Below are 23,935 nucleotides of genomic sequence, written 5' to 3' on the forward strand. Positions count from 1 at the left end.
CCATGAAAAAACTAATCTCTTTCATAATATTGACCTTCAGCTTATTTCTGTTAAATTCTTATCTGAAAGCCAATGACAATGTAGAACACGGCGGAAGATGTACAGGTTCTGCCTATTGTTCCGCATGCTCCAACTGCTCAAGATGTGGACATTGCAGTGGTGGTGGAACGTGTGGGGTTTGTGGAGGAGGCTCTTCCGGGAGAAGTTCATCATCAGGCAGATCCAATAAAAAAAGTAAGTCTGAAAAATACAAGCCTTCTGATTCTTATAAATCCTCAAAAGCAAAATCCAGTAAACCCCCAAAAGTATTTATTGATGAAGTTAATTTCAATATTAATTCCAACAACAGGTACATTGCAGGAATAGAAGCAACAAATATTTATGAGAAGCCATCCTTAAAATCTAAAATAATAGCAACCATTTCTAAAAATACCAAGCTCATTCAACTTTCCAAAGAAGGCTCGTGGTATAAAGTACAAGTCAAATCAAGTGGAAAACAAGGATATGTTTATTATAAAGATGTAAAATAATCAAAACAAAATAATATGAACTTAAAGAATTTTTTAAATGAAGAACAGGATCCTCAAGCTGTTGAAAAACTTTTAGGAAGAATCAACAGCCTTCTTACTTCACAAGAAGTTGTAGAATACATAGCTGTTCAGAAGAAACCTGTAATCAATTTATCTCCAGATTGTATTGCTCTAACCAACAGGAGAATTATTTTCTGCAGGCCCAAAAATTTTGGCTTATCAATGGATTTTCAGGATTACAGTTGGGTAGATATAGCCGATTGCCACATCAAGGAAGGGATTGTTGGTGCTACGTTTATCATGAAAACAACAAACAACTTCACCAATATGATGGATTATCTCCCTAAAAACCAAGCCAGAAAACTATACCAGTTTGCACAGGAAGTGGAAGAAAGAATGCGCGGTCTGAGAAGAGAAAAAAATCTTGAAACTTTGAGAGCTTCAGCTGGTGGAGTTACTGTGAACAATGCTACTCCTATTATCACACAACCACAACAATTTCAGGAGGAAAAAAAACCATTATTAATAGAAAATGAAGATCCTTTTGCCTTATTACAGAAGTTAAAAGACCTAAAGGAAAACGGAATAATTTCTCCTGAAGAGTTTGAAACAAAAAAGAACGAAGTTTTATCAAGAGTTTAAATTATGAAATCAAAATCTACCGCCGCATTACTTGCTTTTTTCCTGGGAGGATTAGGCATTCACAGATTTTACTTAGGTCAAAATGTTATGGGAATACTTTATCTGATATTTTGCTGGACATTCATTCCTGCATTAATTGCATTTTTCGATTTCTTTGTATTTATTTTTATGTCTGAAAATCGTTTCAATTATAAATATAATCTTAAAACCGGATTTTAAACCAGTACTATGAAACCATTTCTCACCTTCTGTGCGTTATGTTGTTTCATCGGTATTTTCAGACTTCCTATAGAATATTATACTTTCCTCAGAATTCTTATTTCCATTGGAGCTTTATTGGTTTTATACGATACTTTAAGCTTTAAACAACATTATTTCAGTATAATTTTTCTGATCATTCTCATTCTTTTCAATCCTGTTTTTCCCATTTATCTGTATCGAAAAAGTATTTGGATCCCTATCGATACCATAACGGGAGTTCTGTTCTTATTGATCAATTTCATAGAAAGAAAAGAACAAAAAAGGAAGAAAAAATTACCGAAGAGGCCACAGAACCTTCAATACCCATTCACCAAAGAACTGTTTCAAGAGACAGAATTATTAATCCTAAAAAACCAAAAGAAGAATAAACATCATGGAAAACCATCAAATAACTGAAAATCTCAAAGCTCATTTCTTAAGATTGTATCAAATGGCAATCTGTGATGACGACTTCAGTGCATTAGAGCTTAAAATGCTTTACAGGTGCGCTGAGGAAAGAGGAATATCCTCAAAAAATTTGGATGAAATCCTTTTAAACCCGATCAATTTAAAATCATTGGTACCCAAAACTATTGAAGAAAAAATAGATTATCTGTATGATCTCACTGTCATGATCTGGGCAGACGGAATTGTTTCTCCAAACGAACATGCTGCAATGCAAAAATACGTTATGATGTTTGGTTTTTTGGAAGAGAATGTAATGGCAATTGTAGACTATCTCATTGAAGCCGTAAGAATCGGAAAGAACAAAAGTGAAATTTTATATGAACTAAAAAACTAACCTATCATGGACACTACCAGTATAAAAAATTTATTCAAACTCAAATCTGTTCCGATAGAACCCAAACCGGAAACGTTTTCCTCCAATAATGACCATCCTAACGATGAATCTCTGGAAGAAACCCGAAAAAGAACCTATCATGAATCAGGGTATAGAGACAGCTCACGAACCAACGGGAATCATTCCACCTTATCCATATGTCTTGATGCCGTTTATTCCAAATTCCAGAATGAAGAAAAGGAAATGGTAGAAAAGCAGCAAAAGCTCAAAGAAGCATACATTAATGAACAGAAAAATCGGGAAACTGAGATCAAAGCTTTATTTGTTTCACAGGAGACCAAAGAGGAACAGTTAAAAAATAAAAACAAAGAAGTTGAAAATCATCAGCATACGATTGAAACTTTAAAAGCTGAAATCCTTGATCTTCCCAGAAATCCTGAAAAGTATAATGTAAAAGCTTCAAAAGGAGCCTCTGCAAAGTTTTGGATAGGTTTTATTCTTCTGATTCCTATAAGTTTATATTTATTAACATTCTATATTTCAACTTCGTATTCCGCATTTTTTAAAAGCTTTGATGCAAAAAGTACAGTTATTCAAAGTGTTTTAGATGCACAAGCTTTCAGCAAAGCCTGGAATGAAGGAGCTATTGAAGGGGCTTTTGTTACTTTAATTCCATTTGTGTTTCTAGGATTGGGATTTTTGATTCACATGTTTAATGAAAATAAAACTAGAGCCAATTACATCAAATTAGGTTTATTATTTATTGTAACCTTTGTTTTTGATTCTATTCTAGCCTATGAAATTGAATCAAAATTATATGAACTCAATAAAACATTTGATTCTCCTCCTTTTGATCTCAAAATAGCTTTCACAAAAATTCAGTTTTGGGGAATTATTTTTGCCGGATTCATTGTATACATTATTTGGGGCGTAGTTTTCGATTTTGTCATGAAAGAACTTCGTGAAAAGGATAAAATCAAAAACGAGCAGGAAATCAGGCAGAAAAGGGTTGAATTCTTTCAGGAAAAGATCAATCTTTTGAAAAAAGAAATTGAAGAGATCCTTACCAGTATCGGAACAATAAAAGAAACCGTTATCAAAACACGAGGAAGAATCGAAGAGCTTCAGAATATTATTGACGGGGTCATTATTCCAACCAAAGATTACAAATTATATGCTTCGGAATATGTTCAGGGTTGGATCACTTTTATCGGTGAAAAAATAGCAGTATCAAGAACTGAAAAACAAACGTTGATTGATGACTGTATTGCCACCTACAATACGAATTTGGAAACCGTAGGTGCTAATTCCGATAATCAGAATTTAGTGTATTTATCATCTTTATAACTGAAAAATTATGAAAAAGATATTCTATTTATTGTTCATTATTTCTTTGGTTTCTTGTTGCAAAGAACCACCTTCAACACCTTGTACAAATTGTCCGCCGGAAGTTGATTCAAACAATATCAATCTCAGTATTTTAATTGATCTTTCCGACAGAATTGATCCTAAAACAAATCCGAACCCAACAATGGAATATTACCTACGAGACGTGGAATACATTAAAGCCATTGAAAAAGGATTTATCAATCATATTAAATCCAAGAAAATCATTACATACGATGATCAGATGCAGGTTTTCTTCAATCCGGAACCTTCCGACCCTAAGATAAATGATTTCACAAAAGAGCTGAAAGTTTCTTTCAATAAAGATATTCAAAAAAGTTATTTTGATTCGGTAGATAAAAAATATGCTGAATTACCTTTAAACATTTATCAGTCAGCTATAAAAGACGGAAAATTTGTAGGCTCAGATATTTGGGAATTCTTTAAAAACAAGGTCAACGATTATTGTATAAAACAAGATAAAAGGAATATTCTGTTCATTTTAACAGACGGATATATGTATCATGAAAACACAAAATTTGCAGAAGGAAGCAAAAACTCTTATCTAACAACCAAGCTCATAAAAGCCAATAATCTGACAGGTTCCAATTTTAAAGAAGTCATTGAAAAAAATGTCTATGGTTTTGTAAAAGCAAATGAAAATCTAAGTAACCTTGAAGTTATTGTTTTAGGAATTAATCCCGAAAAGGGAAATCCTTTTGAAGAGGCAGTTATTAAAGAATATTGGGAAAATTGGTTTAAAGAAATGAAAATCAAAAAGTACCAAATCAAATCTGCCGACCTTCCTTCAAACTTGGAACCCATTATCTTAAAAACGATTTCAGAAAAATAAAAGTGCATCCAATATATATTTAACTATCAAAAAAAGCGAAGAATTAATTTTCCTCGCTTTTATTTATTTCCTAATCATTTCCGTATGCGGAATATCATCCTCCAAATACTTCTTCCCGGTATCCTCAAAACCGAAATCACCATAGAACTTCAGCAGATAATCCTGTGCTGAAATCCTGATTTCAGAAGTATGAAAACGATTTTCTATAGTTTCAACAGCATACTTAATCAATAGCTTTCCTAAACTCTTTCCTCGTGCTTTCTCCGTTGTAAGAACTCTTCCAATAGAGGTTTCTTCATATTTGATGCCTTTATTGAAAATACGGCAGTAAGCCAGTACATCTCCATTTTCTTCTGCCCAGATGTGAACCGCTTTCTGATCATAATTATCCAAATCAGGATAAGGACAGTTCTGTTCAATCACAAAAACATCAATACGAGCCTTCAAAACAGCATATAATTCAGGAACTGTAAATTCCTCAAAGGTTTTTATTTTCCAGGTAATATTACTCATCGAAACTTACACCATTTTGAGTTAAAAAATCATTTGTCGTTTGTATAAAATCTAAAATTGCATCTCCACCCTCTTTCTTTTCAGCTGAAGTAATATATAATTCAGGAAGGTCTTCCCAGGTTTTATGCAATTCCAACTTATAGTCTTCAACATTTTTAATCACGGCATTAGGCTTTAGCTTATCTGCTTTTGTAAACACAATTGAAAACGGAACACCACTCTCTCCACACCATTGCATAAAATCAAGGTCTATGGGTTGAGGCTTATGTCTTATATCTACCAACACAAAAAGATTCACTAGGTTTCTTCTGTTCAGGATATAGTTCGTAATCAATTTTTCAAAATCCTTTCTCTGAACTTTTGAAACCTTTGCGTACCCATACCCTGGCAAATCTGTAAGATACCAGTTTTCATTAACTAAGAAATGATTAATCAGCTGAGTTTTTCCCGGAGTTTGTGACGTTTTAGCCAGGTCCTTATGATTCATCATTGCATTGATTAATGATGACTTACCTACATTAGATCTTCCGATAAAAGCATACTCAGGAATATTCGGATCAGGACACTCCTGCCATTTTCCACTACTTTTTACAAACGTTGCTGTCTTAATAACCATTTTTGAATATATTTTAGAAAAATAAACCATTAAGAAAAGCTCTTAATGGTTATTTATTATGTTTTAAACTTTATCTTTTATCCAGCCGTAAAGAATCTCGCAGAATTCATCCGGTTTTTCCATCATCGCAGCATGGCCGCAATGATCTATCCAGAATAAATCCGAGTTAGGAATAAACTTATGCATATCCTCAGCCACTTCCGGTGGTGTTACATTATCCTGTTTTCCCCAGATCAGACATGTTGGTGTCTGAATCTTCGGAAGATCATTCAGCATATTGTGTTTGATGGCACTTCTGGCCAACATTACCGTTTTTATTCCTTTCATTCTGTCATTCACAACAGCAAAAACTTCATCTACAAGATCTTCAGTAGCCACTTTAGGGTCATAAAAAACCTCTTCCGTTTTCTTTCTGATATAAGATCTGTCATTCTTTCTTGGGAAACTATCCCCGAAAGTTCTTTCATACAAACCTGAGCTACCAGTAAGAACCAGGTTCTTTACCAGATCAGGTCTTGCTAAAGTTAAAATAAGCCCTACGTGCCCACCCATTGAGTTTCCAACAATGGTAACAGGTCCTGAAATATGACTTTCAATAAACTTGATGATATATTTTGCTAAAGTGGTAAGATTCGTATTGAGTACCGGCAAATCATAGATGGGTAACTGAGGAACATATACTTTGAAACCTCTGTCCGAAAAAAAATCTACCATTTTATCGAAATTACTCAAACCACCCATTAACCCGTGCAACAGCACTAATGGATGTCCTTCCCCAGCCTCTACATAGGAATATTTCTTTTCTTTTTTTGTACTAAATATCATATACTGCCTTAATAAAGCCCTGCAAAAATACAAATTAAACCTCAAAAATATTTTGATTATCCTAATTTAAGATAAAAATAATACAATATTCTCCTTTTTAACTTTTTTTTTCAAAATCCCTTTATTATGGCTTAAATAACAGTTTTAACAACCTTCTACATATCAACTAATTACATTCTTAGAACTCAATCTTTAATAAAACTTATTAACATTGAGTCAAAAAGTGGGAAAAAGTGGGAAATTTTGGAAATTATTATATAAATTTGTCCCAAATGAAAAATTTCATTGGGACATATGAGTGTAAAATTGACGACAAAGGCCGCTTAAAAGTTCCTTCATCTTTAATCAAACAGATGGAAAACTTCGACGATAAGGCGTTTGTAGTCAAAAGATCTGTGTTCCAACCCTGTCTGGAAGTCTATCCAATGAATGCATGGGATAAACTGATGGGCAAAATTAATAAACTGAACAGATTCATAAAAAAGAATGCTGATTTCATACGAATGTTTACGGCAGGAGTAAAAACAGTAGAACTGGACAATGCGGGAAGATTACAGATATCTAAAGACCTGATGACTTTTTCAAATCTTCAGAAAGATGTAGTAATCACCAGCGCAGGAGAACTTTTCGAAATTTGGGATAAAGAAGCCTATGAACAGGTAATTTCTACCAATGAAACTGATTTTGCCAGCCTTGCCGAAGATGTAATGGGCTCTTTTGACGAAGAATAGCTGTATCGGTTATTAAAGATTTTATTTAATAAAAAACACAATTAAGCATGTATCATAACCCCGTTTTGTTGAAGCAGAGTGTAGATGATTTGGTGACGAATCCTGACGGAATCTATGTGGACTGCACCTTTGGAGGTGGCGGCCACTCAAGAGAGATTTTGAGCAGACTTTCTGACAAAGGAAAACTGTTCAGCTTCGATCAGGATCTGGATGCGCTTAAAAATACAATTGATGATCCCCGATTTACATTGGTTAATCAGAATTTCAGATTCCTGGAAAACTCTTTATTAATGTATGGCGTTCCTCAAGTTGATGGTGTTTTGGCTGATTTGGGAGTTTCTTCTCATCAGTTTGATGAAGCAGACCGTGGATTCTCTACAAGAAGCAACGCTCCTCTTGATATGAGAATGAATGTAATGCAGAGCCTTGATGCCAAAAGAGTGATTAACGAATATGGCGAAGAAGAACTTGCTGATATTTTTTATCACTATGGTGAACTAAGAGAAGCAAGAAAACTGGCAAGGGACATTGTTCATCACAGAAAAACAAAAAGCATAGAAACCACTGAGGACTTGAAAAAGCTTTTCAGCTACCTTCCCCCTCATAAAGTGAATAAATTCTATGCACAGCTTTTTCAGGCTGTAAGAATTGAAGTAAACCAGGAACTTGAAGTATTAAAAGAAATGCTGGTTCAGGCTTACAATGTTCTAAAACCGGAAGGAAGATTAGTAGTGATTTCTTACCACTCTCTGGAAGACCGTTTGGTAAAAAGATTTCTGAAAAACGGAATGTTTGAAGGTGAACCGGAAAGAGATATCTACGGAAATTATAAAAAGGCATTCGAATTGCTTAAGAGCAAAGCAATCATCCCGGACGATCAGGAGATTGAAGAAAACTCAAGAGCAAGAAGTGCAAAAATGAGAACAGGAATCAAAGTATAAATGATAAATCATAAGTGATAAGCGATATCAATTATCTTTTATCATGAATCAATTATAAACAAAGCTTTGGCAAAAAGAACAACAAATCGCCCCCAGAAAAGACTCACTTTTATAGACATTATAAAAGGAAACTTTCTGAATCGTGATGAGATCAAAATACATTACAAGTATTTTCTCCTCTTGTTTGTTCTCATGATGGCAATGATTTACAGTAACCATCTCGTCAATAAAAAAATTAAAATTGTTAACGCCTTAAAGGAAGAAACAGAAGAATATAAATCGAGAAATGCTTACGCCCAGAGTAAGCTGATCAAAGTAAAAATGGAATCAGAGCTGGGGAAAGAGGTTGCGCGGGACTCTTTGATGACCCTCGAAAACCATCCTCATAAATTGCTAATAAAACTGGACAGTACAGATGCAAAAGCAAAATGAATACGATAACAAACGTAAAAAAACGTTACGATGGGGCTACCTCTTTGCAGTGGTAGCTTTGTGCGTGTTTGTAATGTTCTTGGCAAGGATTGTTATTCTTCAGAATACCAATGTTCAGGAGATTAAAGATGATTACATTAATAAAAATTATCGTGAAGCCACTTTAAAGGCTGCCCGTGGTAATTTATTTGCTTCCGATGGTTCCATTTTGGCCACAACCGTAATGCGTTACGACATCTATCTTGATTTTAAAACAATGAAAGATACGGTGTACACCAACAATATCGGAGCATTAACGGATTCTCTGAGCAAAATGTTCGGAAAATCCAGAGGAGAGTTCAGACAAAAATTTGACGAACAAAAGAAAAAGAAAAACCAATACTATACCCTAGTAAAAGGTCTTGATTTTGACCAATACGACAGAATCAGACAGTTCCCGATCTTCAAAAGAGGTAAAAACAAAGGTGGGTTTATTGTAGACAGAAACTACAAAAGAGAACTTGCTACCTCAGAAATTGGTGCCGGAACCATTGGTATGGATAACGGAGAGCTGAAATCCGGACTGGAAGGAGCTTTCTCAAAGTATTTAACGGGTACAGACGGAAAAAGATTAGAACAGAGGATCAATTCTTCTCAATGGAAACCAATCGACTTCTGGAAAGTTCAGGAACCGATTGATGGAGAAGATGTTTATACTACCTTAGATCTTAGAATTCAGGACATTGCGCACTCCGCACTACAGAAACAGCTAATTCATTACGAAGCCAAACATGGAACCGTAGTGGTGATGGAAGTAGAAACCGGAAAAGTACGTGCTTTGGTTAACTTAAGAAGAACTGACTCAGGAGAATACGAAGACTCTTACAACTATGCGTTAAAAGATAATATCGAACCTGGATCCACCTTCAAAACCATTTCGCTTTTAGCAGCAATGGATGACGGATTCATCGATGAAAATTCAACTGTAAACGTAGGAAACGGAGTCTGGACCTATGCAAAACAAAGGATTTCAGACGGTCACGGTGGAGGAACATATGATATCAGTGATGTTTTAGCCAAATCCAGTAACGTAGGAACGGCAAAACTGATTACAAAATTCTATGCTGAGAAACCACAGATCTTCTTAGACCATTTAAAACGTTGGAAATTATTCGATAAAATGGATATCGAACTTCCGGGAATCACAAAACCGAAAATCTTAACCCCGGAAAATAAAAGATGGAACGCGGCTACACTGGCTTCTATTTCATTCGGATATTCTTCCAATGTTAATCTGCTACAACTGGCAACCTTCTACAACGGAGTAGCCAACGGAGGTAAAATGCTTAAACCATTATTCATTGATAAGATCATGAAAGACGGAAAGGTAATGTACAGTGCAAAACCTGAAGTAATGGTCAATAAAATGGCATCTGAAAAAGCCATCAAAATGATGACCAGCGCATTAACCAAAGCGGTAGAAAAAGGAACCGGACGAAGCATCTTCACGCCTAACCTTAAAATGGCAGGAAAAACAGGAACTGCAAGATTTGAATACTGGCTTCCTGGTCCAATGAAATATCGTGCATCATTCGCAGGATTCTATCCGGCAGATGCCCCGAAATATACGTGTTATGTGATGGTAAGTGAGCCCAATACAGCAATTGGGTTTTATGGAGGTCCTGTAGCAGCACCGGTGTTTAAAGAAATAGCAGGAAAAACGTTCTTAAAAACACCACAGAATATTGAAAAAGAAATGCTCGTAGACAAAAAGGTAAACCTTAGCAAAATGGTGGAACCTAATGTAAAAGTAGCAGTCAATGATAAGCAAATGCCCAATGTAGTAGGATTGATCGGTAAAAACGTTATCCCACAATTGGAAAACTTAGGATACCGTGTCGATTTTAAAGGAGTTGGAAGAATCAAAGAACAATTCCCCCAAGAAGGCACTACGATCAGTAAGAACCAGAGAATATATTTATCTCTACAAAATTAAAAGAAACAGAGTCCGAAGGGACGATTTAAGCCAAAATAGGATAAAATCCTATTGATATAAAATGATAATAACAGAATTAGTAAACAGAATCCCAGTACTGGAAATCCACGGAGACAACAACCGTGAGGTATCAGAATTGGTGTTCGACAGCAGAAAGGTTACAGAAAACACTCTTTACATCGCAATGAGAGGAACAGTGGTGGATGGACATTCATTCATTGCATCTTCTATTGAAAAAGGTGCAACAACAATTGTTTGTGAAGAATTCCCTGAAACGCTGGCAGAAAATGTAACGTATATTAAAGTGAAAGATTCTGCAAAAGCTTTAGGTCACCTTGCTTCAAACTTCTATGGAAACCCATCTAAAAAGCTGAAACTGATCGGTGTTACCGGAACCAATGGAAAAACTTCTGTTTCTACCTTGCTTTTTGATGTTTTCAAGAATTTAGGATATGATTCTGCTTTATTATCAACCGTTGAAATAAGAATTGGGGAAGAAATTATTCCTGCAACGCATACCACTCCGGATGTGATTACCATCAACAAAATCTTAGCTGAAGCAGTTGAGAAAGGGTGTGAATTCGCATTCATGGAAGTAAGCTCTCACGGAATTGCCCAAAACAGAATTGAAGGATTACACTTCAAAGTTGCCGGATTTACCAATCTTACTCACGATCATTTAGATTATCACAAAACATTTGAAGAATACCTAAAAACGAAAAAAAGGTTCTTCGATGAATTAGAAGATACAGCTATTGCCATCACCAATGTAGATGACAAAAACGGAAATGTCATGCTTCAGAACACAAAGGCTACAAAGAAGTCTTATGCTTTGAAAACAATGGCAGACTACCACGGAAAACTATTGGAAGTTGATTTCAACGGAATGCTGTTGAATTTCAACGGAAAAGAATTCTGGACAACACTGACAGGAAAATTCAATGTGTATAACTTGTTATTGGTTTTCGGAATCGCGGAAGAACTTGGATTTGCACAGGATGAAATTCTTCAGGCTATCAGTAAACTAAAAAGAGTTTCCGGAAGATTTGAAACTATGAAATCAGACGGTGGAATTTTCTTCATCGTAGATTATGCACATACGCCTGATGCTCTAGAAAACATTCTGGACAGCATCAACGATATCAGAACCAAAAACGAAAGATTAATCACCGTTTTCGGTTGCGGAGGAGACAGAGATCACTCCAAAAGGCCTGAAATGGGAAATATTGCCACTAAAAAATCAACCTTGGCAATCATCACTTCAGATAACCCGAGAACGGAAGATCCGGGACAAATTATCAAGGAAATTGAAGCAGGCGTTGAACCTCAGAACTTCAGCAAATACACTTCAATTCCGGACAGAAAAGAAGCCATCAAAATGGCCATAAAGTTTGCAGAACCTAAAGATATTATTCTCGTAGCCGGAAAAGGACACGAAAACTATCAGGAGATCAATGGCGTAAAACACCATTTTGATGACAAAGAAGTAATTAATGAGCTTTGGAAATTAATGAGCAAATAATTATTAACAAATTGAAACTATGCTATACTATCTATACGAATATCTAACAGACCATGGAATTCACGTTCCGGGATTAGGAATGTTGAAATACATCTCCTTCCGTGCCGGAATGGCTGTGCTATTCTCTTTAATTATTGCTCTTGTCTACGGAAAAAGAGTCATCAATTATCTGAGAACAAAACAAATGGGTGAATTAGTTCGTGACCTTGGATTAGACGGCCAGAAACAAAAAGAAGGTACCCCAACCATGGGAGGACTTATCATTATTTTGGCTACCATTATTCCTGTATTGTTGTTTACAAGAATAACAAACGTATACATTGTCTTACTGTTGGTTTCAATGTTTTGGATGGGAGCTATCGGGTTCCTTGATGATTATTTAAAGAAAATCAAGAAAAATAAAGACGGGCTAAGTGGTAAATTTAAGATTGTAGGACAGGTTGGTTTAGGCTTAATTGTCGGAGTTACAATGTATTTCCATCCGGACATTACCGTTAAAAGAAAATATGCAGATGCAAAAGTGGTAAACAGAAACAATGTAGAGCAAAACTTTATGCCTACAGAGAAAATTACAGTTTCTACAGTACCATTTGCAAAGAACAACGAGTTTGATTATAGCGGAATCCTGTTTTGGATGAATGAAAAAGATGCCCATGAATGGGCATGGATTGTCTTTATCCCTATCGTGATTTTCATTGTAACAGCCGTTTCCAATGGAGCCAATATCACAGACGGAATAGACGGTCTCGCCGCAGGAACCAGTGCCATCATACTGCTCACCCTTGCGCTTTTCGCCTACCTTTCCGGGAACATCATCTTCGCTGACTATCTGAATATCATGTTCCTGCCGAATATGGGAGAAACCACCATCTTCGCAGTCGCCATGGTAGGAGCCGTAATTGGATTCTTCTGGTACAACACTTATCCTGCCCAGGTTTTCATGGGAGATACGGGAAGTTTGATGCTGGGAGGAGTAATTGCCGTTTTAGCCATTATTTTAAGAAAAGAATTACTGATTCCTGTTTTATGCGGAATCTTCCTGATCGAAAATCTTTCCGTTATGCTTCAGGTAATTGTTTTCAAATACAGAAAGAAAAAATATGGGCTGGAATATGCTCAAAACAATAGACTATTCAAAATGTCACCATTACACCACCATTATCAGAAAGAAGGATTTCACGAAAGTAAAATCGTAAACAGAATGATTATCATCGGGGTAATACTGGCAATTGTTTGTCTGATCACCTTAAAAATGAGATAAACCTTAATTTAAAAATTAAAAGATTGAGTCTTTTAATCATTAAATCAAAATAATATGAAAATAGTTGTTTTAGGAGGAGGAGAAAGCGGATGTGGAGCTGCTTATTTGGCTAAAAAGAAAGGTCTGGAAGTATTTCTTTCAGATAAAGGAGCCATTAAAGATAACTATAAGCAGTTTCTTACCGAAAATGGAATTGAATTTGAAGAAGGAAACCACGATGAAGAAAGGATTTTAAATGCCGATTGGATCGTAAAAAGCCCGGGAATCCCGAAAAAAGCAGAGATCATCAACAAAATTCATGAAAAAGGAATAAGACTTTCCTCTGAAATTGAATTCGCTTCTGAATTTACAGATGCTAAGATCATTGCCATTACAGGAAGTAACGGAAAAACAACCACCACTTCCCTGATCTACTACATCCTGAAAAATGACGGATTAAATGTAGGTTTAGGAGGAAACATAGGATACAGCTTTGCAAAACAGGTTGCAGATGAAAACCATGAATATTATGTATTGGAAGTAAGCTCTTTCCAGTTAGATGATATTCAGAACTTCAGACCTTATATTTCTTTGTTGTTGAACCTGTCTCAGGATCACCTGGATCAGTACAACTACAACTATGAAGAATATGCATTAGCAAAATTCAGAATCACTGAAAATCAGGAAAATGATAATTTCTTCATCTACAACAAAGATGATGAAATGAGCAAAAACCTGCTTGAAAAACTGGAAATAAAAGCGAAGATGATTCCTTTCTCCACAAAGGAGTTACTTCCTGAGGGAGGTTTTGTAAATGACGATCAGATTGTGGTTAAAATGAAGGATGAATTCTCTATGAAAGTAGAAGAATTATCCCTACTTGGGAATCACAATGTAGCCAATAGCTTAGCCGCATCCATTGCAGGTAAGATATTGAAGATTAACAATGAAAGCATAAGACATTCATTAATGACATTCCAGGCTGTAGAACACAGACTAGAATTCGTAACTGAAACAGATGGTGTAAAATACATCAACGACAGTAAAGCAACCAATGTGAATGCCACTTATTATGCTTTAGAAAGCATGAAAACCCCAACAGTTTGGATCGTTGGCGGATTAGATAAAGGAAATGACTATACCGAAATTGAGGACTTAGTCAAAAGAAAAGTAAAGGCAATTGTTTGTCTTGGAGTAGATAATAAGAAGATCATAGATTTCTTCAAAGATAAAAAGGAGTTCATTTATGACACTTCGAGCATGGAAGAAGCAGTGAAAATATCGAAATCACTGGCTAAAAAAGGAGATACCGTTCTACTTTCCCCATGTTGTGCGAGCTTTGATTTATTCAAAAGCTATGAAGACAGAGGACGTCAGTTTAAAGAGCAGGTATTAAAGTAAAAATGTAAAATGTCAGTTGTACAAAGTGGATAACACTTTATACAAAAACATCAATACAAAGCATATGGACGAGCAGAATACAGAAACCAGATTTGAATTTCTAAAGGGCGATAAAGTACTTTGGATGGTCATTCTTGTGATCTCCATTTTCTCTATTTTCCCTGTTTACTCTGCAAGTTCAAACCTGGAATATATTGTGAATAACGGAACCACAACAGGTCACGTTATCAAACACATGTTCTTTGTAGTCCTCGGATTGGCCATTATGAGACTTGTAGGAACAATAAAATATGAATACATCGGGAAACTCAGCAGTATTTTGCTTGGCCTGATGATCGTCTTATTGATTGTTACCATGTTTACCGGACAAACCATTGATGGAGCCAGTGCTTCCCGATGGCTGAAAATTCCGGGGACACCTATCTCGTTCCAGCCGTCATCATTCGCCTTTCTGATGTTGATTATCTACTTGTGTAGATATCTAACCAAGAAGATTACACGAGAAAGGCTCCCGATAGAAAATATCATGTATATTTTCGGGCCTATCCTTCTTGTTTTTGTATTGGTAGCAAAAGATAACGGTTCTACAGCATTAATGATTCTGATGGTTTCAGTAATTGTTCTGGTTGTCGGACAGCTTCACTGGAAATACATTGCAGGCTTCATTTCAGCCTCATTTATAGCCATTGTACTCTTCCTATTGATAGCACTGAATACCAATATGATCGGTGGAAACCGTGTTCATACTTGGATGAGCCGTATAGAAACGTTTACATCAAGTAAAGCAAAATCTGCAGATACCGATGATGAAAGCGTAAAAGCCAAGAACTATCAGGTAATGCAGGCCAAAGCAGCCATCGTACACGGTGGAATTACAGGAATGGGACCAGGAAAAAGTGCATTAAAACAAATGCTCCCACAATCTGCTTCCGACTTTATCTTCGCGGTAATTGTAGAAGAATATGGAGTAATTGGAGCCGCATTTTTAATCAGTCTCTATCTGATTATGATGATAAGGATTGTAATGATCGCCAGTAAAATGCCAGCCTTCTTCGGATCATTGCTGGTACTCAGTCTCGGGGTAATGATCTTTATACAGCTATCGGTAAATATTGCCGTTGCTGTCAATCTGATCCCGGTAACAGGGCAGCCGTTACCATTGATAAGTTACGGAGGAACCTCAATGTTGGTTACCTACCTCCAATTAGGAATTATCCTGAATATAAGCTCCAGAATTCAGATTTATGATGAAGAAGGAATGGGCAAAAAACAAAGCATAGCAGAAATAAACGATATCGCATAAACCAAAAGAGTCCCAAAGGGATGATTTAACAAAAAATCGGACGCAGTCCTATTATATAAAATGAACAAAAAACTAAAAGTACTACTATCAGGCGGAGGAACAGGAGGACACATCTTCCCTGCAATCGCCATCGCAGATGAAATCAAAAAAAGATTTCCTGATGCAGAATTTTTGTTCATTGGAGCCAACGGAAAAATGGAAATGGAAAAAGTTCCACAAGCTGGCTATAAAATTGAAGGAATTGATATCGCTGGAATCGACAGAGGAAACCTATTATCCAACTTAGGACTTCCTTTCAAGATTATAAAAAGTTTACACAGATCAAAAGCGATAATCAAAGACTTTAAACCAGATGTTGCTATTGGAACAGGAGGATTCGCAAGCGGTCCCGCTTTATATGAAGCAACCAAACAAGGTGTTCCGGTATTCATTCAGGAACAGAATGCTCATGCAGGAGTAACCAATAAAATTTTAAGTAAAGCAGCCAAAGCGATATTTACAGCCTATCCTAAAGTAGCAGGATTTCCGGCAGAAAAGATAAAATTCCTTGGAAATCCAATTCGTTCAACGATTATTTCAGGGATGCAGGAAACTGCTCAGGCAAAACAAAAGATGGGATTAAATAAAGATAAGCTTACCATTTTATCAGTAGGTGGCTCTTTAGGCTCCAGAACATTAAACAATGCATGGAAGTCTCATTTAAAACAAATTGCAGACAAAGATTATCAGCTGATCTGGCAGACAGGAAAGCTTGATTATAAAGATATTATTGAAGAAACGAAAAATATTGATACCAGAAATATTCAGATCCGTGAATTTATCAAAGACATGGAACTGGCTTATTCTGCAGCAGATATAATCGTTTCAAGAGCCGGAGCCATTGCCATTTCAGAGTTGGCAGTAGCACAGAAACCGGTATTGTTGGTTCCTTTCCCTTTTGCAGCGGAAGACCATCAAACCAAAAATGCCATGAATCTGGTTGAAAAAAATGCCGCCAGAATGGTAAAAGACTCTGAAATGCAGGAAAAATTCTGGAATACATTAACAGAAATCTGCGAAAATGAAAATGTAAGAAAAGACATGTCCGACAATCTGAAATATTTTGCAAAGCCAGATGCCGCAAAAGAGATTGTAGATGAGATATTTAAAGTGATAAATAGATAAAGGAAAATGAAGAATTTAGAAACATATCAAAACTTTTACTTCGTTGGAATCGGAGGTATCGGAATGAGTGCATTGGCACGCTACTTCCATGCATCCGGGAAAAAAGTATTGGGTTACGATAAAACCAACACCAAGCTTACTCAGAACCTGATGAAAGAAGGAATCGATATTGTTTTCGAAGATCTTACTGATGAAAAAGTTACTGCTCTTCAAAAAGAAGATACATTAGTAATCTATACACCAGCCATCAAAACACTTGGAATCTTAGATTACTTCAATCAAAATCAGTTTGAAGTCTTGAAACGAGCAAAAGTGTTAGGATTAATCACTGAAAATACAAACTGTATCGCAGTAGCGGGAACTCATGGTAAAACAACCACATCTACCCTGGTTTCTCACTTATGCAAAGAAGCAGACCTTCCGTTCTCATGCTTTTTAGGAGGTATTTCTGAGAACTTTAAGTCGAACTTTCTTTACAACGGTTCTACCTATTCAGTAGTGGAGGCTGATGAATATGACAGAAGCTTCCTGAACCTGTCTCCGGACTGGGCAGTAGTTACTTCTACAGATGCAGACCACCTGGATATTTATGGTGATAAAAGCCATATTGAAGAAGGTTTCAGACAGTTTGCAGCCTTGGTTCCTGAAGACAAGCAGCTATTCGTAAGAAAAGGCATTGAAATAGGAAGAACACACCAAACCTATGCAGTAAACGAAAAAGCTGATTATTACTCGGATAACCTGAGAATGGATCACGATAAGATCTATTTTGATTTCCATACTCCAACAGAAACTATAAAAGATTTTGTTTGGGAAATCCCGGGAATCCATAATGTAGAAAATGCTACAGTAGCATTAGCAATTTTACACAATTTGGGCGCAGATTTTGATACGCTGAAAAAGGCAATCGCCAATTTTAAAGGAATCAAGAGAAGATATACCAAACATATTTACGAAAACGGTAAAATTTATATTGATGACTATGCTCACCACCCAACAGAAATTAATGCGGTTGTGGGTTCTATCAAAACATTTTATCCTGATAAAAAATTATTGGTTGTATTTCAGCCACACCTGTTCAGCAGAACAAGAGATTTTGCAGACGGATTTGCAGAAAGCCTGAGCAATGCAGATGAATTGATCTTATTGGATATTTATCCGGCAAGAGAGCTCCAGGAAAACTTTGAAGGAATTACTTCAAGCTGGTTATTAGATAAAGTAACATTGGATAAAAAAGAAGGATCCACTTTATCCGATGCTTTTGAAAAGATAAAAGAAAAAGACTTTGACATCCTTCTCACTGTAGGAGCCGGAAATATAGATACCCTATACGACCCGATCTGTGAGTGGATAAATAAATTGTAAAAAGTAATAATGTATTTACGTATTCATGAATACATTTTACATAAATACATGAATACAAAAAATGTATGAAAAATAAGTACAGAATATTAAAAATTGTTGTCACGGTAATCATCCTTGGATTGTTACTGAGTTTCTCCTTGAAGAGATTCAGCGGCCAAAAGATTACAGACAATAAGATTTCTGTAAAAATGAATGAAAAAACTCCCGTTTACTTTGTTGATGAAAAAGACATCAGAGAGATTGTAAAAAAGGAGAACCCATCAGGAAAAGTAGGAGATCTGAACATTCCGGTTTTAGAAAAAAAGATCAATTCTCTTCCAGCAGTAGATAGTGCCAATGTCTATTTGAACTTAAACGGAAAACTCAATCTGGATATCAAACAGAGAGTCCCGATTTTCAGACTTAATAAAGATGGAAAAGATTTTTATGTAGACGAAAAAGGAGTTGAATTTCCTATTTCAAGAACTTATTCTCATCCATGTATGCTGGTAACAGGAAATGTACAGCCGGATGAATATGAAAAACTGGCAGAACTAGTTGGAAAAATTGATAAAGACGACTTCAGTAAGAAATTCTTCATCGGAATTTCAAAAAGTAAAGACAGCTACAATCTTCTTACCAGTGAAGGCAACTACAGGGTAGAAATTGGAGATCTGGAGAATATCGATTTTAAAGTAAAAGGGTTTAAAACCTTTGTAGAAAAATACCTGGTGTATCAGGACCCTCAAAAATACAGCATGGTTTCTGTAAAATATCAGAACCAGATTGTAACCACTCTAAACCCACACTTCAAGGAAAACGACAGTATCCTGAAGGCAGGTAAATTAGAAATGGCAAAAGCTCCGGCTCTTACAGCTGCTGCTAAAAAAACGGATGCAAAGCCAAAGATTGCAGAAGTGAAAAAAACAAACTCAACCCCGGCAAAACCGAAAGAGAGTACAAACCTAAAACACAGGCAAAGGAAACAAAGAAAACAGAGAAAAAAACAACGGCCCCGGCACAGTCCAAGCCAAAGCCGAAACCAAAGGTGAAAATAGAATAAAAAAGAGTCCCAAAAAGACAATTAACACAAAGCAGGATTGAATCCTGCATGGAAAAAGTAGAAAAAAATCAAATCGATATAAAAATGGAAAATCAAGAGTATTCAGTAGGTCTGGACATCGGGACAACAAAGATAGTCGCGATTGTCGGAAGAAGGAATGCACACGGGAAAATAGAAGTTCTCGGTGTAGGAAAAGCTAAAAGTCTTGGTGTTCATAAAGGGATTGTGAATAATATTTCACAAACTATTAATTCAATCAAGGCTGCAGTATCCGAGGCACAATCCAGTGCTGGGGTTCCTATCCGCAAAGTTACGGTAGGTATTGCAGGAAAACACATCCGTTCTCTGCAGCACTCCGATTATATTATGCGTGAACATCCGGATAAATTCATCACAGATGATGATATTGAAGCATTAAAAGATCAGGTCAAGAAACTGGTTATGCTTCCTGGAGAAGAAATTATCCATGTCCTTCCACAAGAATATAAAGTGGATTCCGAAGGGGAAATTCAGGAACCTGTAGGAATGCACGGAAAACGTTTAGAAGCCAACTTCCACGTTGTAGTTGGGCAGATGGGAAGCATCAGAAATATTGCAAGATGCGTTCGCGAAGCCGGATTAGAAATGGAAGCCCTTACTTTAGAACCATTAGCCTCTTCAGAAGCTGTTCTTACCAAAGAAGAGAAAGAAGCCGGAGTTGCTATTGTTGACATTGGAGGTGGTACCACAGATATTGCAATCTTCAAAGACAATATCATCCGTCATACCTGCGTAATCCCTTATGGAGGTGGAATTATTACGGAAGATATCAAAGAAGGATGCTCCATTATTGAAAAACATGCTGAACAATTGAAAGTAAAATTCGGTTCGGCTGTTCCCGAATTGGAAAAAGACAGTACTTTTGTAACAATTCCGGGACTTCACGGGCGACCAGATAAGGAAATCTCTTTAAAAACTCTTGCTCAGATCATCAATGCAAGAGTAGAAGAAGTTCTTGAAATGGTAAATACCGAGCTTAAAGCTTACGGAGCCTTTGAACAGAAGAAAAAACTGATTGCAGGAATCGTTCTTACAGGAGGTGGATCAAATTTGAAACACCTTAGACAGCTGGCCAACTATACCACAGGTTTTGACAGCAGAATCGGTTTTGCCAATGAATATATCGCCAACGATAAAAATCAGTACCTGAAAGGCCCTGAATTTGCTACGTCTATTGGGTTACTAATGGAGAGTTTGAAGATCAGGGATAAGAAACAGACTGTTGATGATATAGAAGAAGCTGTAAAAGAGCAAACTAAGCCCGAAGCAGCTCCAGTACAGGCAGAAACTGTTCAACCCGTTCAGCAGACTGTAGCTCCTGTTCAGGAACAACCGATTGCAGATGAAAGACAGGAAAACAGAAAAGCGAAGCTCACTTTTGGGCAGTCGCTTATGGAAAAAGTAAAAAAATTCTTTGAAGAAGTAGAGTAAATTATAAATGATGAATGATAAGCGATAAACGGTTTTTTCCTTATCAATTATCATCAATCAATTATCAATTATAATTATTAAAAGTATAGTTATGGAAAATATAGGTACACAAGGATTTTCATTTGACCTACCAAAGGGAAATTCATCCATCATAAAAGTAATCGGTGTAGGAGGCGGAGGAAACAACGCATTAAAACACATGTACGAAAAAGGGATCCACGGAGTTGATTTCGTGATCTGTAATACAGACGCTCAAACCCTGGATAATAACCCTGTTGCCAATAAAGTTCAACTGGGAACTTCTATTACAGAAGGTCTTGGAGCCGGTGCTGATCCTGAAGTAGGAGAAAAATCCGCTATTGAAAGTATTGAAGATATCAAAGCAGCTATGGGCCAGAACACGAAAATGGTGTTCATCACTGCCGGAATGGGTGGTGGTACAGGTACCGGAGCCGCTCCTGTCATCGCTAAAGTAGCAAAAGACATGGGAATCTTAACGGTAGGTATTGTTACCGTACCTTTCAGCTTTGAAGGAAAAAGAAGATTAGAACAGGCCGAAAACGGACTTGATAAATTAAAAAATAATGTTGACTCATTAATTGTCATTAACAATGATAAACTGAGACAGCAATTCGGAAACCTTGGATTCAAACAGGGATTCTCTAAAGCGGATGAAGTGTTAGCTAATGCTGCTAAAGGTATGGCGGAAGTTATTACAGGTTACTTTGATGTAAACATTGACTTTAGAGATGCTAAATCTGTGCTTCAGAACTCCGGAACGGCTCTAATGTCTACAGGTACTGCTTCAGGTGAAAATAAAGCCGAAGAAGCGGTAAGAAAAGCATTAGATTCCCCACTATTAAATGACAACAAAATTACAGGTGCTAAAAACGTACTGTTGTTGATCAGAAGTGGTGCGGAAGAAGTTACCATGGATGAAATTGGTATCATTATGGACCACATCCAGAAAGAAGCTGGAAACACTGCTGATATTATCTTCGGGGTGGGTGCTGATGAAGAATTAGGAGATGCAGTAAGCGTACTTGTTATCGCTACAGGATTCTCTAACGACAATAAGAAGTTTTCAGGTCCTACAGAAAAGATCAGAATCAGTCTTAATGATAATTTAGAATCTCCAAAATCTTCTCCTTTTAAAACAAGAGAAGAAAGAGAGTCTGCTCCTGAAGTAACACATGATTTCGGTGGAAAAAGCCTTTTCAGATTAGATGATGAGGACCATGATACTCCGTTCAATGTGACTTCTACCGAAAAAAAATGATTATTGAGGAAGAGGAAATCAGAACTGAGATAAAATTCTTTGATAAAGAAGAAAGCACAATCAACACTCCTGAACAAGGGTGGAGAAATGAAGATGGACAAGAAGAATTCAGCCTTTCTATTGAAGAAGATGAAGAAGATCCAAACGATTTGGAAATTCAGTCTTTCTCATTTGATTTCGATAATAAAAAAGAAGAGCCTCAGTCTGGTAATGTATTCAACAACAACTCTTCACAGGAGAAGCCTGTTGAATTCAATTTCTTTGTGAATGAGCCTGTCAGAAATGAGCCTAAATCCGATTACGGACAACCTAAAGCAGAGTTTAATGCTCCTGCAAGTGCCGTAGCAGAACCAGCTCAGAAAATTGAAACCTTCTATCAGAAAGAAGAACCAAAAGTTGAGACAAGACCTGCTTTTGAAACAAAAACAGAAATTGAAACTCCGAAAACTGAAGAATCAGAATTCACTTTCGTGAACAAAACAATTGATCAGGAAAGAGTAATTGAAAGAAGAAATAAACTAAAAGAGTTCAATTCCCGTTATCAAAGCTTTGATAGTACAAGTGAATTTGAATCTATTCCTGCTTTCAAGAGAAAAAATATCTCTATTGACGGAACCAACGCATCAGACCAGAATATCAACACATATATGTCTGACAACAATGGTTCTATGCAGATCAGAGAAAACAGATTTTTAAATAAAGACGTAGACTAAATTAATTTGAAAATGATATAATTTGAGAATTTGAAAATTAATCTGTGGGGAAGATAGACCTGCTATATCAAACTAATCATTTTTCAAATTGTTTCATTTTCAAATTTTCAAATCATAAAACCATGAGTTTAGAAAATATAATAAGCGAAGCTATAAAAACAGCCATGAGAGAGAAAGACAGAGTTGCTTTGGATTCTCTTCGTGCTGTTAAATCTCAGATTCTTCTTTTGCAAACGGAGGCCAGAGGTGCTGAAGTTTCTGCAGAACAGGAAATTGCTATCCTTCAGAGAATGATTAAGCAGCGTAAAGATTCTTTTGAGCAGTTTTCTGCCCAAGGAAGACAGGATCTTGCAGATGTGGAAGAAGCTCAGATGAAGGTCATTGAAAAATTCTTACCAAAGCAGCTTTCTGCAGAAGAATTAGAAACAGAAATTAAAAATATAATTTCAGAAACCGGAGCTGAATCTATGAAAGATTTAGGAAAGGTAATGGGAGTTGCTTCAAAAGCATTAGCCGGAAAATCAGACGGAAAAAGCATTTCCGAGATGGTTAAAAAGCTCCTTTCATAATGTAATTCCGGTTTTAGGATTAAGATTCATTCTAAGTCCTATAAACGCGTGTTACATTCCATAACTAGGATATACAACCTTTGCATATCGATTTGATTAAGAAGCCCGGGACTGTTGAGTCTCGGGCTTCATTTTTTCTGGATATTAAAGTCTATTGGTCCGTTTGATTCAAAAAACCTTAAAAAAGAGTTTAAATACGATCATATTTCAGATTGTATTAAGTGATTGATTGCTTGAGGGAAAGCCTTAAATGTTTTTTTCATGGTCGTTTGTTTTTCAGAATCATTTCAAATTTAATAATTATATTTCATTATTCCTAATTTTAATTCACATTTTTATGAATATTATTACACTATTAATATTTGGTTAATTTTATATACC

General features: G+C 36.3%; 24 protein-coding genes and 2 pseudogenes. 23 read left to right on the forward strand and 3 right to left on the reverse strand.

Going from position 1 to position 23,935, the window contains the following annotated elements:
* Positions 1–2 precede the first annotated feature (2 nt).
* From BOQ64_RS16370 to BOQ64_RS16400, 8 genes and pseudogenes are all read left to right on the forward strand, one after another.
* Positions 3–530, forward strand: coding sequence for an SH3 domain-containing protein (locus BOQ64_RS16370; protein ID WP_129059760.1), 528 nt, complete (start codon positions 3–5; stop codon positions 528–530).
* A gap of 15 nt (positions 531–545) precedes the next feature.
* Entirely contained in the window at positions 546–1,172 is a 627-nt protein-coding gene (locus tag BOQ64_RS16375) for a PH domain-containing protein (RefSeq protein ID WP_105702224.1), read from the forward strand.
* A gap of 3 nt (positions 1,173–1,175) precedes the next feature.
* Complete coding sequence (locus BOQ64_RS16380; RefSeq protein ID WP_129058829.1) at positions 1,176–1,391, forward strand: TM2 domain-containing protein; 216 nt, start codon at positions 1,176–1,178, stop codon at positions 1,389–1,391.
* Positions 1,392–1,400: 9 nt separating this feature from the next.
* Positions 1,401–1,613, forward strand: a pseudogene (locus tag BOQ64_RS24755) (DUF6804 family protein); the annotation flags it as partial.
* 8 nt (positions 1,614–1,621) lie between these two features.
* Positions 1,622–1,801, forward strand: coding sequence for a hypothetical protein (locus BOQ64_RS24075; RefSeq protein ID WP_228448429.1), 180 nt, complete (start codon positions 1,622–1,624; stop codon positions 1,799–1,801).
* Positions 1,802–1,806: 5 nt separating this feature from the next.
* Complete coding sequence (locus tag BOQ64_RS16390; RefSeq protein WP_129058830.1) at positions 1,807–2,214, forward strand: hypothetical protein; 408 nt, start codon at positions 1,807–1,809, stop codon at positions 2,212–2,214.
* Positions 2,215–2,220: 6 nt separating this feature from the next.
* Entirely contained in the window at positions 2,221–3,561 is a 1,341-nt protein-coding gene (locus BOQ64_RS16395) for a beta-carotene 15,15'-monooxygenase (RefSeq protein ID WP_129058831.1), read from the forward strand.
* Between the two features lie 10 nt (positions 3,562–3,571).
* Positions 3,572–4,453: a hypothetical protein gene (locus BOQ64_RS16400; protein WP_129058832.1), complete on the forward strand. Its 882-nt coding sequence runs from the start codon at positions 3,572–3,574 to the stop codon at positions 4,451–4,453.
* Between the two features lie 63 nt (positions 4,454–4,516).
* Here BOQ64_RS16400 and BOQ64_RS16405 read toward each other — a convergent pair whose 3' ends face one another.
* The 3 genes from BOQ64_RS16405 to BOQ64_RS16415 form a co-directional block, all read right to left on the reverse strand.
* Entirely contained in the window at positions 4,517–4,966 is a 450-nt protein-coding gene (locus tag BOQ64_RS16405; RefSeq protein WP_129058833.1) for a GNAT family N-acetyltransferase, read from the reverse strand.
* Positions 4,959–5,582: a ribosome biogenesis GTP-binding protein YihA/YsxC gene (yihA, locus tag BOQ64_RS16410; protein WP_129058834.1), complete on the reverse strand. Its 624-nt coding sequence runs from the start codon at positions 5,580–5,582 to the stop codon at positions 4,959–4,961. The genes BOQ64_RS16405 and yihA overlap by 8 nt, the downstream gene beginning before the upstream one ends.
* A gap of 63 nt (positions 5,583–5,645) precedes the next feature.
* Positions 5,646–6,407, reverse strand: coding sequence for an alpha/beta fold hydrolase (locus BOQ64_RS16415; RefSeq protein WP_129059761.1), 762 nt, complete (start codon positions 6,405–6,407; stop codon positions 5,646–5,648).
* Positions 6,408–6,679: 272 nt separating this feature from the next.
* Here BOQ64_RS16415 and mraZ point away from each other — a divergent pair, with 272 nt between their 5' ends.
* The 15 genes and pseudogenes from mraZ to BOQ64_RS16485 all read left to right on the forward strand — a co-directional run bounded on the left by mraZ (position 6,680) and on the right by BOQ64_RS16485 (position 23,554).
* Positions 6,680–7,138: a division/cell wall cluster transcriptional repressor MraZ gene (mraZ, locus tag BOQ64_RS16420; protein WP_045492316.1), complete on the forward strand. Its 459-nt coding sequence runs from the start codon at positions 6,680–6,682 to the stop codon at positions 7,136–7,138.
* Positions 7,139–7,185: 47 nt separating this feature from the next.
* Positions 7,186–8,079, forward strand: a complete 894-nt coding sequence (gene rsmH, locus BOQ64_RS16425) for a 16S rRNA (cytosine(1402)-N(4))-methyltransferase RsmH (protein ID WP_129058835.1) — start codon at positions 7,186–7,188, stop codon at positions 8,077–8,079.
* Positions 8,080–8,145: 66 nt separating this feature from the next.
* Entirely contained in the window at positions 8,146–8,511 is a 366-nt protein-coding gene (locus BOQ64_RS16430; RefSeq protein WP_053327577.1) for an FtsL-like putative cell division protein, read from the forward strand.
* Positions 8,495–10,486 carry a penicillin-binding transpeptidase domain-containing protein gene (locus BOQ64_RS16435; protein WP_129058836.1) on the forward strand — a complete coding sequence of 664 codons (1,992 nt, stop codon included), beginning with the start codon at positions 8,495–8,497 and terminating at the stop codon, positions 10,484–10,486. Before BOQ64_RS16430 ends, BOQ64_RS16435 begins: the two co-directional genes overlap by 17 nt.
* 61 nt (positions 10,487–10,547) lie before the next feature.
* The gene (locus BOQ64_RS16440; protein WP_129058837.1) at positions 10,548–12,008 is read left to right on the forward strand and encodes a UDP-N-acetylmuramoyl-L-alanyl-D-glutamate--2,6-diaminopimelate ligase; all 1,461 of its coding nucleotides are present in this window, start codon (positions 10,548–10,550) and stop codon (positions 12,006–12,008) included.
* Positions 12,009–12,027: 19 nt separating this feature from the next.
* The gene (gene mraY, locus BOQ64_RS16445; protein WP_129058838.1) at positions 12,028–13,269 is read left to right on the forward strand and encodes a phospho-N-acetylmuramoyl-pentapeptide-transferase; all 1,242 of its coding nucleotides are present in this window, start codon (positions 12,028–12,030) and stop codon (positions 13,267–13,269) included.
* A 54-nt stretch (positions 13,270–13,323) separates the two neighbouring features.
* Entirely contained in the window at positions 13,324–14,649 is a 1,326-nt protein-coding gene (murD, locus tag BOQ64_RS16450) for a UDP-N-acetylmuramoyl-L-alanine--D-glutamate ligase (RefSeq protein WP_129058839.1), read from the forward strand.
* Positions 14,650–14,713: 64 nt separating this feature from the next.
* On the forward strand, positions 14,714–15,952 hold the full coding sequence (locus tag BOQ64_RS16455) for an FtsW/RodA/SpoVE family cell cycle protein (protein ID WP_129058947.1): 1,239 nt from the start codon (positions 14,714–14,716) through the stop codon (positions 15,950–15,952).
* A gap of 60 nt (positions 15,953–16,012) precedes the next feature.
* The gene (gene murG, locus BOQ64_RS16460) at positions 16,013–17,116 is read left to right on the forward strand and encodes an undecaprenyldiphospho-muramoylpentapeptide beta-N-acetylglucosaminyltransferase (RefSeq protein ID WP_129058840.1); all 1,104 of its coding nucleotides are present in this window, start codon (positions 16,013–16,015) and stop codon (positions 17,114–17,116) included.
* A gap of 6 nt (positions 17,117–17,122) precedes the next feature.
* The gene (gene murC, locus BOQ64_RS16465; protein ID WP_129058841.1) at positions 17,123–18,481 is read left to right on the forward strand and encodes a UDP-N-acetylmuramate--L-alanine ligase; all 1,359 of its coding nucleotides are present in this window, start codon (positions 17,123–17,125) and stop codon (positions 18,479–18,481) included.
* 65 nt (positions 18,482–18,546) lie between these two features.
* The gene (locus BOQ64_RS16470; RefSeq protein ID WP_228448430.1) at positions 18,547–19,512 is read left to right on the forward strand and encodes a cell division protein FtsQ/DivIB; all 966 of its coding nucleotides are present in this window, start codon (positions 18,547–18,549) and stop codon (positions 19,510–19,512) included.
* Between the two features lie 95 nt (positions 19,513–19,607).
* On the forward strand, positions 19,608–20,993 hold the full coding sequence (gene ftsA / locus BOQ64_RS16475) for a cell division protein FtsA (RefSeq protein WP_129058843.1): 1,386 nt from the start codon (positions 19,608–19,610) through the stop codon (positions 20,991–20,993).
* A gap of 91 nt (positions 20,994–21,084) precedes the next feature.
* Positions 21,085–22,230 (forward strand): annotated as a pseudogene (gene ftsZ / locus BOQ64_RS24080) (cell division protein FtsZ); the annotation flags it as partial.
* 38 nt (positions 22,231–22,268) lie between these two features.
* Positions 22,269–22,985 (forward strand): hypothetical protein, encoded by a 717-nt coding sequence (locus BOQ64_RS24085; protein ID WP_164975828.1) that lies wholly within the window; start codon positions 22,269–22,271, stop codon positions 22,983–22,985.
* A gap of 122 nt (positions 22,986–23,107) precedes the next feature.
* Complete coding sequence (locus BOQ64_RS16485) at positions 23,108–23,554, forward strand: GatB/YqeY domain-containing protein (RefSeq protein WP_089735546.1); 447 nt, start codon at positions 23,108–23,110, stop codon at positions 23,552–23,554.
* The last annotated feature ends 381 nt before the right edge of the window (positions 23,555–23,935 follow it).

This window comes from Chryseobacterium sp. CH25, assembly GCF_004119455.1.
In the GTDB taxonomy this organism is placed as follows: Bacteria; Bacteroidota; Bacteroidia; order Flavobacteriales; family Weeksellaceae; genus Chryseobacterium.

Excerpts from the sequence above, each read along its gene's own strand:
- BOQ64_RS16435 (WP_129058836.1), top strand. The coding sequence starts at position 8,495 with ATGCAAAAGCAAAATGAATACGATAACAAACGTAAAAAAACGTTACGA.
- murC (WP_129058841.1), top strand. The coding sequence starts at position 17,123 with ATGAAGAATTTAGAAACATATCAAAACTTTTACTTCGTTGGAATCGGA.
- BOQ64_RS16400 (WP_129058832.1), top strand. The coding sequence starts at position 3,572 with ATGAAAAAGATATTCTATTTATTGTTCATTATTTCTTTGGTTTCTTGT.
- BOQ64_RS16485 (WP_089735546.1), top strand. The coding sequence starts at position 23,108 with ATGAGTTTAGAAAATATAATAAGCGAAGCTATAAAAACAGCCATGAGA.
- BOQ64_RS16370 (WP_129059760.1), top strand. The coding sequence starts at position 3 with ATGAAAAAACTAATCTCTTTCATAATATTGACCTTCAGCTTATTTCTG.
- murD (WP_129058839.1), top strand. The coding sequence starts at position 13,324 with ATGAAAATAGTTGTTTTAGGAGGAGGAGAAAGCGGATGTGGAGCTGCT.
- mraZ (WP_045492316.1), top strand. The coding sequence starts at position 6,680 with ATGAAAAATTTCATTGGGACATATGAGTGTAAAATTGACGACAAAGGC.
- yihA (WP_129058834.1), bottom strand. The coding sequence starts at position 5,582 with ATGGTTATTAAGACAGCAACGTTTGTAAAAAGTAGTGGAAAATGGCAG.
- BOQ64_RS24085 (WP_164975828.1), top strand. The coding sequence starts at position 22,269 with ATGATTATTGAGGAAGAGGAAATCAGAACTGAGATAAAATTCTTTGAT.
- rsmH (WP_129058835.1), top strand. The coding sequence starts at position 7,186 with ATGTATCATAACCCCGTTTTGTTGAAGCAGAGTGTAGATGATTTGGTG.
- BOQ64_RS16380 (WP_129058829.1), top strand. The coding sequence starts at position 1,176 with ATGAAATCAAAATCTACCGCCGCATTACTTGCTTTTTTCCTGGGAGGA.
- ftsA (WP_129058843.1), top strand. The coding sequence starts at position 19,608 with ATGGAAAATCAAGAGTATTCAGTAGGTCTGGACATCGGGACAACAAAG.
- BOQ64_RS16440 (WP_129058837.1), top strand. The coding sequence starts at position 10,548 with ATGATAATAACAGAATTAGTAAACAGAATCCCAGTACTGGAAATCCAC.
- BOQ64_RS16395 (WP_129058831.1), top strand. The coding sequence starts at position 2,221 with ATGGACACTACCAGTATAAAAAATTTATTCAAACTCAAATCTGTTCCG.
- murG (WP_129058840.1), top strand. The coding sequence starts at position 16,013 with ATGAACAAAAAACTAAAAGTACTACTATCAGGCGGAGGAACAGGAGGA.
- BOQ64_RS16415 (WP_129059761.1), bottom strand. The coding sequence starts at position 6,407 with ATGATATTTAGTACAAAAAAAGAAAAGAAATATTCCTATGTAGAGGCT.
- BOQ64_RS16375 (WP_105702224.1), top strand. The coding sequence starts at position 546 with ATGAACTTAAAGAATTTTTTAAATGAAGAACAGGATCCTCAAGCTGTT.
- BOQ64_RS16470 (WP_228448430.1), top strand. The coding sequence starts at position 18,547 with ATGAAAAATAAGTACAGAATATTAAAAATTGTTGTCACGGTAATCATC.
- BOQ64_RS16390 (WP_129058830.1), top strand. The coding sequence starts at position 1,807 with ATGGAAAACCATCAAATAACTGAAAATCTCAAAGCTCATTTCTTAAGA.
- BOQ64_RS16455 (WP_129058947.1), top strand. The coding sequence starts at position 14,714 with ATGGACGAGCAGAATACAGAAACCAGATTTGAATTTCTAAAGGGCGAT.
- mraY (WP_129058838.1), top strand. The coding sequence starts at position 12,028 with ATGCTATACTATCTATACGAATATCTAACAGACCATGGAATTCACGTT.
- BOQ64_RS16405 (WP_129058833.1), bottom strand. The coding sequence starts at position 4,966 with ATGAGTAATATTACCTGGAAAATAAAAACCTTTGAGGAATTTACAGTT.